Origin of the sequence: Actinoalloteichus spitiensis RMV-1378, from assembly GCF_000239155.1 — a bacterium.
Taxonomy (GTDB): Bacteria; Actinomycetota; Actinomycetes; order Mycobacteriales; family Pseudonocardiaceae; genus Actinoalloteichus_B; species Actinoalloteichus_B spitiensis.
Genome location: NZ_AGVX02000644.1, coordinates 1 through 7,737, shown reverse-complemented (window position 1 = coordinate 7,737; position 7,737 = coordinate 1). Strand labels below are relative to the sequence as shown.

The 7,737-nt window shown below is 74.8% G+C and carries 8 protein-coding genes; 5 read left to right on the top strand and 3 right to left on the bottom strand.

Features of this window, described 5'->3' with window-relative positions; genetic code table 11:
• Positions 1-67 precede the first annotated feature (67 nt).
• Entirely contained in the window at positions 68-868 is an 801-nt protein-coding gene (locus tag ACTIDRAF_RS0223325; RefSeq protein ID WP_016701114.1) for a hypothetical protein, read from the bottom strand.
• 559 nt (positions 869-1,427) lie between these two features.
• On the opposite strand from ACTIDRAF_RS0223325, the gene ACTIDRAF_RS0223320 reads away from it, so the two are divergent.
• The 4 genes from ACTIDRAF_RS0223320 to ACTIDRAF_RS34610 all read left to right on the top strand — a co-directional run bounded on the left by ACTIDRAF_RS0223320 (position 1,428) and on the right by ACTIDRAF_RS34610 (position 3,315).
• Positions 1,428-1,856, top strand: a complete 429-nt coding sequence (locus tag ACTIDRAF_RS0223320) for a phage holin family protein (protein ID WP_016701113.1) — start codon at positions 1,428-1,430, stop codon at positions 1,854-1,856.
• A gap of 4 nt (positions 1,857-1,860) precedes the next feature.
• Positions 1,861-2,313 (top strand): DUF3618 domain-containing protein, encoded by a 453-nt coding sequence (locus ACTIDRAF_RS34620; protein WP_016701112.1) that lies wholly within the window; start codon positions 1,861-1,863, stop codon positions 2,311-2,313.
• Between the two features lie 172 nt (positions 2,314-2,485).
• Positions 2,486-2,902: a hypothetical protein gene (locus tag ACTIDRAF_RS34615; protein WP_211215411.1), complete on the top strand. Its 417-nt coding sequence runs from the start codon at positions 2,486-2,488 to the stop codon at positions 2,900-2,902.
• Complete coding sequence (locus ACTIDRAF_RS34610) at positions 2,821-3,315, top strand: hypothetical protein (protein ID WP_016701110.1); 495 nt, start codon at positions 2,821-2,823, stop codon at positions 3,313-3,315. Before ACTIDRAF_RS34615 ends, ACTIDRAF_RS34610 begins: the two co-directional genes overlap by 82 nt.
• A gap of 76 nt (positions 3,316-3,391) precedes the next feature.
• Here ACTIDRAF_RS34610 and ACTIDRAF_RS0223300 read toward each other — a convergent pair whose 3' ends face one another.
• Positions 3,392-4,684, bottom strand: coding sequence for a DUF418 domain-containing protein (locus tag ACTIDRAF_RS0223300; RefSeq protein ID WP_016701109.1), 1,293 nt, complete (start codon positions 4,682-4,684; stop codon positions 3,392-3,394).
• A 561-nt stretch (positions 4,685-5,245) separates the two neighbouring features.
• Positions 5,246-5,905: a GNAT family N-acetyltransferase gene (locus ACTIDRAF_RS30755; RefSeq protein WP_016701108.1), complete on the bottom strand. Its 660-nt coding sequence runs from the start codon at positions 5,903-5,905 to the stop codon at positions 5,246-5,248.
• Between the two features lie 79 nt (positions 5,906-5,984).
• On the opposite strand from ACTIDRAF_RS30755, the gene ACTIDRAF_RS32230 reads away from it, so the two are divergent.
• Positions 5,985-7,187: a winged helix-turn-helix transcriptional regulator gene (locus tag ACTIDRAF_RS32230; protein ID WP_016701107.1), complete on the top strand. Its 1,203-nt coding sequence runs from the start codon at positions 5,985-5,987 to the stop codon at positions 7,185-7,187.
• Positions 7,188-7,737 lie beyond the last annotated feature (550 nt).

Genomic DNA, 7,737 nt, shown 5'->3' with positions numbered 1-7,737 from the left:
GGCCGCGCCGGGCCGGTCCCAGCGGGACGAGCCGGTCCCGGCCGCCGGGCGCCCCCACCCGCCCGGCTCAGAAGTCGACGGTCGGTTTCCGGGGCCGCACCACCACGTGCCGGTCGTCCAGCCGTGCCGGCTCCCCCGGGTCGCGTGGCACGCGGACGGCGGCGGGCCGGTACCAGAGATCCAGCCGGTCACCCACGCGCGGGATCAGGCCCGGTTGCGGGTCCAACCGGACCCGGGAGACGACGGGGCGGCTGCCGTCCCGGAACCCGACGTGGAGCAGCAGGCGTTCCCGGGCCGGGCCGGCCAGGCCCGACACCGGCATGGCCTCCATGTCGAGGACGGTCCCCACCGACCGCCGGCCGCTCTCCAACAGCGCCAGCACCCGCTGGTCCTCGGCCACAGCCGCCACCAGGGCGCGGGCCGCGAGCAGTGAGCACGCCAGCGCCGCCGCCAGCAGCACCCAGGCGAGCCACGGCGGCGGACCGAGCACCGCCTGCCCACCAGGCCCGGAAGCGGGGTCCGGCCACACGAGTCCGGCCCAGTAGCCCCACGCCACCACCGTCGCCCCGCCCCACCAGCACGGGGTGCCGACGGGGGAGAGGACCCGGTCGAGGGAGACCCCGACCAGGACGGCGATCACCACGGCGCCCAGCACGGCCAGCCCGGTGGCGGGGAACGCGGCGTGCGCCACCGGCAGGCCCGGAAGCCCGACGCCGGTGGGCAGGATGGCGGACCGCATCAGCACCGCGCTGGCGAGGACCCCGGCGAACGCGATCACCGCGCCCCACGCCCAGCGGTACCGGGCTCGGGAACGGGCCCGCGACCGGCGTGCGAACGGATCGGACCGGGCGGCGGCGTCGTACGGCACTGGTTGCCTCCCACCCGAGAACCGTCGCGCTGTGGCCGCGAACACTAGTGCTGCCGGGTGAACGGGTGGTGACAGCGCGCGGTCACGGCCTGGGCTGTCACGTTGCTGGTCGTCGGCGGCCTGACCGGGCGGTTCGTGGCGTCTCCCCAGCGTCCCGCGAGGTGGACGTCGACGGGACCGCCGGCTGGAGGAGACCGCCGCCTCGGCGGAGCGGCGACCGCCCCGTTGCCGGCCTCGGCTACCGCCGCCGCGGGTGCCGCGCCGAGCGGGGAACGGCACCGCCCCTGAGCCGGTCGAGGTCAGCACCGGCGAGCCGCCCGCGCGTCCTCGGACCGGCCCGGCGCCCGTTGGGGCCACCACCTCCCTCCCACGGGGGCCAGCACCGCGACGAGGCCGCGCCACCGGCCCTGGTTCGTCCTGGCTGACCAGGGGGGGCATCCTTCCGATCCCACCCGGGGGCGGGTGGGCCGATCCCCTCGACCGGAGCGGGAGACGGTTTTGGCGCTGACCTGTCGGGTAGCCCGACGGCACGTGGTCCCAAGGAATCGGAGCGCGAGAGATGGCTGAGCATTTCGACGTCCGGTCGATGGAGGACGAGCGGCACCGGGAGCGCAACACCTCGCAGCTGGTGCACGACGCCTTCGAACAGACCAGGCACCTCATACGCGGCGAGATCCAACTGGCGATGCGGGAGTTCTCCGGCAAACGCCGCCACGCCACCATGGGCGGCGGCATGTTCGGGGGAGCGGCCGTCTTCGCCCTCTACGGCGGCGGCGCGCTCGTGCTGTGCGTGGTCCTCGCGCTGGCGCTCGTGTGGCCGGGCTGGCTGGCCGCGCTGGTGACGGGCGTGGCGCTGCTGGCGGTGGCCGGTGTGCTGTCGTTGGTCGGCCGTCGCGAGTTCCGCAAGGTGACCCCGGTCGTGCCCGAACAGACGGTCGCCAACATGCGGGAGACGGTGGACACCATCAAGGCGCGGACGGGGCGGTGAGGTCATGAGCCACCGGAACGGAGACAGGGAGCACGGCGGTCGGCACACCGCGACCCGGGGGCGCTGGGCCGACGAGGAACTGCGGCGCGACATCGAGGCCACCGAGCACGAGCTCGCCGACACCGTGGCCGACCTCGTGGACAGGTTCGACGTGCGGGGCCGGGTCTCGGACCTGACGGAGGAGAAGCTCCACTCGCTCGACCAGGCCGCCGCGCGACTCACCGAGAAGGCCCCACCCCAGGTGGCCCGACAGCTCGACCGGGGCCGGGAGGCGATCCGCAACCGTCCCGGCGCCACCCTCGGGTGGACGGTCGCCGCGCTGCTCGTGCTGGTGGTGCTGGGACGGCGACGCCTCCACCGGCACCACCACCGGGGACACCGCGGCATGGGGCACTTCCGGCACCACGGGCCACCGAAGGGGCGGCAGCTGGACGGCTACGAGGTGTGGGAGATCTGACCCTGGTTCTGGCCACCGCGTTCCGACACACTCGACGGATGCCGCTGGCGCCGCTGTCCGTCACGTCGTGGGGCACCGGTCCGCGTGTCGTCCTGGTGCACGGCTCGGGGGCCTGGGGGACGGCCCCGTTCGGTCCGTCGGCCCGGTGACCTCGGACCGGGCCGGTGCGAGCGTGAGGACCAGCAGGACGCCACCCGTGGTGTGGATCGGCGGTCCGCCCGGAGCCGGGAAGAGCTCGGTGGCCCGGCTGCTCGCCCGCCGGCACGGGCTCCGCGTGTACGCGAGTGACACCCGCACCTGGGAGCACCGCGACCGCGCCCTGCGTGCCGGCGTGCCCGCCGCGCTCGACTTCGAACGCCTCTCCGTCGAGCGCCGGTGGTCCGCGCCGCCCGAGGTGCTGGTGGCCCGGTCGCTGCACCACGAGCGAGGGCCGATGGTGGTCGAGGACGTGCGGTCCCTGCCCCCGAACCACTCACCGTCGTCGAGGGCACCATCATCACCCCCGGGGTGGTCGGGCCGGACGCCACCGCGGTGTGGCTGCTGCCCGACGCGGCGGAACGGCGCCGGCGCCTCCGGGACCGGGACCTGAGCCGACCGGTGCTCAGGTTCTACGAACTGCTCGCGGAGCGGATCGAGGACGAGGTCCACGGGCGGGGCGCGCCGGTCGTCCACACCGGTCGGGGAGCGCCCCTCCGGCGGGTGGTCCCCGAAGTCGAGGAGCGGTTCGCCGCCGCCCTCGCCGCCGGGCCCGTCGTCCGGGACCGCGCCGGCAGGGTGTCCCTGCTCCGACTGGCCAACCTGGACGTCGTCCGCCAACACCTCGCCTACCTGGCACGGCCGTGGACCACCGGCGACGCCACCACGATGGTGGCCCACTTCGACTGCGAGTGCGGGCGGCGGGACTGCGAGGCGCTGGTGGGACTGGCCATCGCCGACTTCCCGACCGGGCCGGCCCACCTCGACCCGGTCCTCGCGGCGGGGCACGCCCCCACGGGGAGCTGAACTCTCCGGCCTCCGGGTTCCTCGTCTCGACGACCCTCGTCGGTCCCGAACCCCTCGACCGGCCCGACCTCGCTGATCAGCCGGTGACGCGTGCCGCCGGCTCATCCCGGGAACGACTGGTGGCCGGCGCGGCCGCCCCTCCCCGCGACCGGTAGGTCAGCCGGCGCAGCACCACCTCCGCCGGGCCGCGCCGGCCGGCGCGTTCCAGCAGGGCGCTGGCCACGACCGTCACCACCCAGACGCCGATGGCGAACAACGCCATCTGGGCACTGCCGAACGAGCCGCCCCACCCCAGGCCCCAGGCGGCGAGCAACGGGGCGCAGAGCACGGACTGGGCCAGGTACGCCGACAGGGACCTGCGACCGGTGGCGACGATGGCTCCCCCGAGCCGACCCACGCCGCCTCGACGGGAGATCCGGTGCGAGACCAGCGCGAACACGGCGACGTACCCGACCCCGCCGAACAGTCCACTGGTCATGTGCGTCAGGCCCAGCGCCTCCTTCACCAGCGTGGGAACGGACAGCACGTCGACCCGCGCGAGCGCGTAGGGCAGGCCTCCCAGGAGCACGCCGCCGCCGAGGCCGACCACGGCGGTCGCCCGCAGCAGGCGGAGGTGCTGGCCCGGCTCCTCCAGCACGCGGCGGCGGGCGGCCCAGAACCCGAGCAACATCGACACGGGCAGGACGAGCAGGACGAAGCCCTGCACGACGACCAGGAACAGCCACGCCGGCAGCCGAGCGGGAACGCTGGCGAGGTAGCTCGTCTCACTGATGTTGCTCGTCAGGATCGGTACGTAGTCCAGCGGCGCTCCCCCGGCCGCGCCCTCGGGCGCGAGGGCCGTGAGGACGACGAGCGCCAACGACAGCGTGACGACCAGCCCGCCGAGCACTCCCGACCAGACCAGCAGCACCCGGTCGGACCGGCGGAGGAACAACCAGCAGAGGACCAGGCCGGTCAGGCCGTAGGCGGCGAGGATGTCGCCCATCCACAGCAGGGCCGCGTGCGCCGCGCCGAAGACCAGCAGCCACAGGTGTCGCCGCCGCAGCAGCGCCCGTGCGTCGCGTTCCGTCGTTCCGGTGGCCAGTTGACGGCTCAGCAGCTGCACGATGCCGTAGCCGAAGAGGAACGCGAACATCGGGTAGGAGCGCATCTCGACCCCGGCGATGAGCACCACCTGCGTGATCTTGTCGGCGACGGAGCCGTCGACGGGGTGCGCGCTGCCGGGGCTCCGCTCGGCTCCCCACAGGTAGAAGACGGTGTTGGCGAGCACGATGAGCAGCAACATGAAGCCTCGTGCCAGATCCGGCGCGAGGACGCGTTCGCCGGCCTTCGCCGGACCGCGTCCAGACGGAGTGGTGGTGGTCGTCATGGTGGTGTTCCTCCCCAGATCGTTCCAGCGTGCGCACCGGCTCGCGGGCCTACTGGCGCGCGGGTTGCGGCATGGTCGGAGTGAGCAGCGATCGGCCGACTCCCTCCGGCGCGGTGCACTGCGGCCTCGGGCCAGCGCGAGGCGCTGATCTCCGCGCCGCTGCCCGGTGTGGACACCGTCCGCCGGCAGGCGTTCCACCCCGTGTTCCTGGGGGTTCCTCGCCCGGGATGCCGTCGCCAGCGGCCCGGCCGCCTGCCCCGTCCGCCGCCGAGCGGGGTCTGAATCGGTTCTCAACAGAATTCCACACAATTCCTCTACCCTCGGCTGGGCGGGCGGAGTAACCTACGTCACCAGAAGCCCCGGCCTCGGCCGGGGTTTCGCCATGTCGGGGCACCGGGTGGAGTGGTACGGGTCGTCTGAGAGAGGCCAGTGGGCACGGCCTTCGGCGGGGCGCACATGGGCGGTGTGCTGCCGCCCGGGATCGACCGGGCGACCGGCGGACCGGCATCGCCCCCGCGCGCGGCCGTGTCGGGCAGCCGACGCTCGGCCCGGAACGGGTGCCTACCCGCCGACCGGACGCCACATCGGACGCAGTCGCGGGCCGTCCTCCGGCAGGACGATCGGCTCGCCCAGCGCGCGGAAGCCGTGCCGCTCGTAGAGGGCGGCGGCCCGGGGCGAACTCGCCTCCAGGTACACCGGCCGACCCGTCTCGTCGATCCTCGCGAGCTGGTGGCGCAGCAGCGCCCCACCCACTCCCCGCCCCCGGTGGTCCGGCCGCACCCCCATCTGTTGGAGGTACCAGTGCGGTTCGCCGTTGGGGTGCCGTTCCTCGGTCATCCGCCGCACCGTCGCCATCCGCGACGCGTAGGGGCCGTAGACCGAGTCGAAGGCCGCCGCCATGGCCGCGTCCGCCTCGTCCTGGCTCCCGGCGGCGATCGACCGGTCACCGGTCGTCGAGGTGGGGTCGATGAACTCCCACAGGGAGACGCCGGCGACCTCGTCCGGTCCGGTGCCCGCCACCACGACCTCCCCGGTCGCGACGACGGCGCCGATCCACCGCTCGGCCGCCTCCGGGTCGCGCACGATGCGTTCGTGTCGCTCGTCCTGGTCGGGGATCACCCAGGTGATGACGGCCTCGCCCTGCGTGGCCGCCGCGAAGGCCGCCGCCGCTCCGGCGATGTCGTTCCGCCCGGCCCGCCACACGTTCATCGGCTCGGACACTGCACCCTCCCTGATGCGTACGCTGTACTCATGTCTCGGGTCAGGATACGCACATCCGAGGGGCGGGCATGATGGCGGGGTGGCGGAGGACGACGACCGGGCGGCGGAGCGGGACGGCAGGACCGGGCTCACCGTGGAGCGCATCGTGCGGGCCGCCATCGCGGTCGCCGACGCGGAGGGGTTGCCCGCGCTGTCCATGCGCCGCCTCGCCGTCGAGCTGGACGCCGGCGCGATGTCGCTCTACCGGCACGTCCGTGGGCGGGCCGCCCTGACCGCCCTCATGACGGAGGAGGTCTTCGGCGAGATCCGCCACCCGGCGCCGGGGCCCCGGGGCTGGCGGGCGCGGCTGGAGCTGGCCGCGCGGCAGGAACGGGCGATGTACCGGCGGCACCCGTGGGTGCTCGGGGTCGTGGCGATGACCGCCAGGCCGCCACTGGGGCCGAAGGTGCTGGCCGCGGCGGAGTGGGTCGCCGCTTCGGGGGTCGCCGCCGGCCTGTCGCCCGTCGAGGCGCGCCAGGTGTACGTCACCCTCAGCGACTACGTGCAGGGTGCCGCGCTCTACGAGCTCGTCGAGGCCAGGGCGAGGGAGACGAGCGGCGTGGACGCCGCGACGTGGTGGCAGTCGCGGCTGCCGGACCTGCGGGCACTGTTCGAACAGGGGCGGTTTCCCACGCTGGCCGCGAGTCTGGCCGGGGTGGCCGCCTCCGCCGCTGACAAGGCCGTGGTGTCCGAGGAGGGCTTCGAGTTCGGGCTGGCCCGGGTGCTCGACGGGGTCGGGGTGCTGGTGGCCGACCGCGCTCGCGGGTCGGCGGAGCGGTGCGGTGAGGACACCGTCCGCGCCACCCCAGGTGAGTATCAAAAAGTAACTCCAGTGGGTGTCGGTGCGGGGGACACCACCCCGGAGCCAGCCCCCGCCCCCACCGAGCACCGGACCGCCTCGACCGAGGACGCCGGGCGCCCCCTCGACGGTCCCACCGCCGCCGCGCTCGCGACCCTGGGCCGGCGCTGGGTGCCCGAGATCCTCTACGTGCTCCACCGTGGTGGGGCGAGGTTCGTCGACCTGCTCGCCGCCGTCCCCGGGCTGTCCCGACGGGTGCTGTCCGAACGCCTCGTCCTCCTCACCGAGGAAGGGCTGGTGGAGCGGCGGGCGGCGGACGGCTCCCCTCCTCGCGCCGACTACCGGCTCACCGCGCGGGGCCGCGAACTGGACGCGGTGTTCCAGGCGCTCGACGGCTGGGCGGCGGGCGGGGACGCGCGCGGGCGGACGACGGCGGCGGAATGACGGCCTGCGGACCGTCGACCGCAGGGGAGGCGCGTCCACGGTCGCGGTGGAAGCTGGCGGCGCGGGTGGCGGAGCTCGGGTGGCCTCCCCGTGTGCGTGACCGCCCGGGCAGGTGTAGGAGGGTGCTCGCCAGCACCGGCGCGGTGCCGGCGAACTCCGGCGTGGCGGCCCGGCCGGGATCGCGCGGCGAGCGGGCACTTCGCCGTCGTGCCGCGTGGGCTCGACCAGGCCGAAACCGGCGCCGCGGGTCGTCGACCGGGCGGGCACGGCTCCGGGCGTGGCGCCCGGCCGTCGATCTCGGCCAGCAGGTCACCGCAAGGTCCCGGTGAGTGCCCTCCCGGTAGCGTCGGGGACCCACGGGAGCACTCGTCGCGGCGGTTCCGTGGTGCGGAAGGACAGCAGCTCGGAAAACGGCGTGAGGACGGACCCGTGTCGACTCCCGGAACGCCCACCCCCACCGTCCCGCAAGCGGGGCCCCGCCTGGGGTTCTTCGCGAGGCTGGAGGGCGAGGGCGACGCGGCCACGGCCTACGCGGACGGGCTCCGGCTCT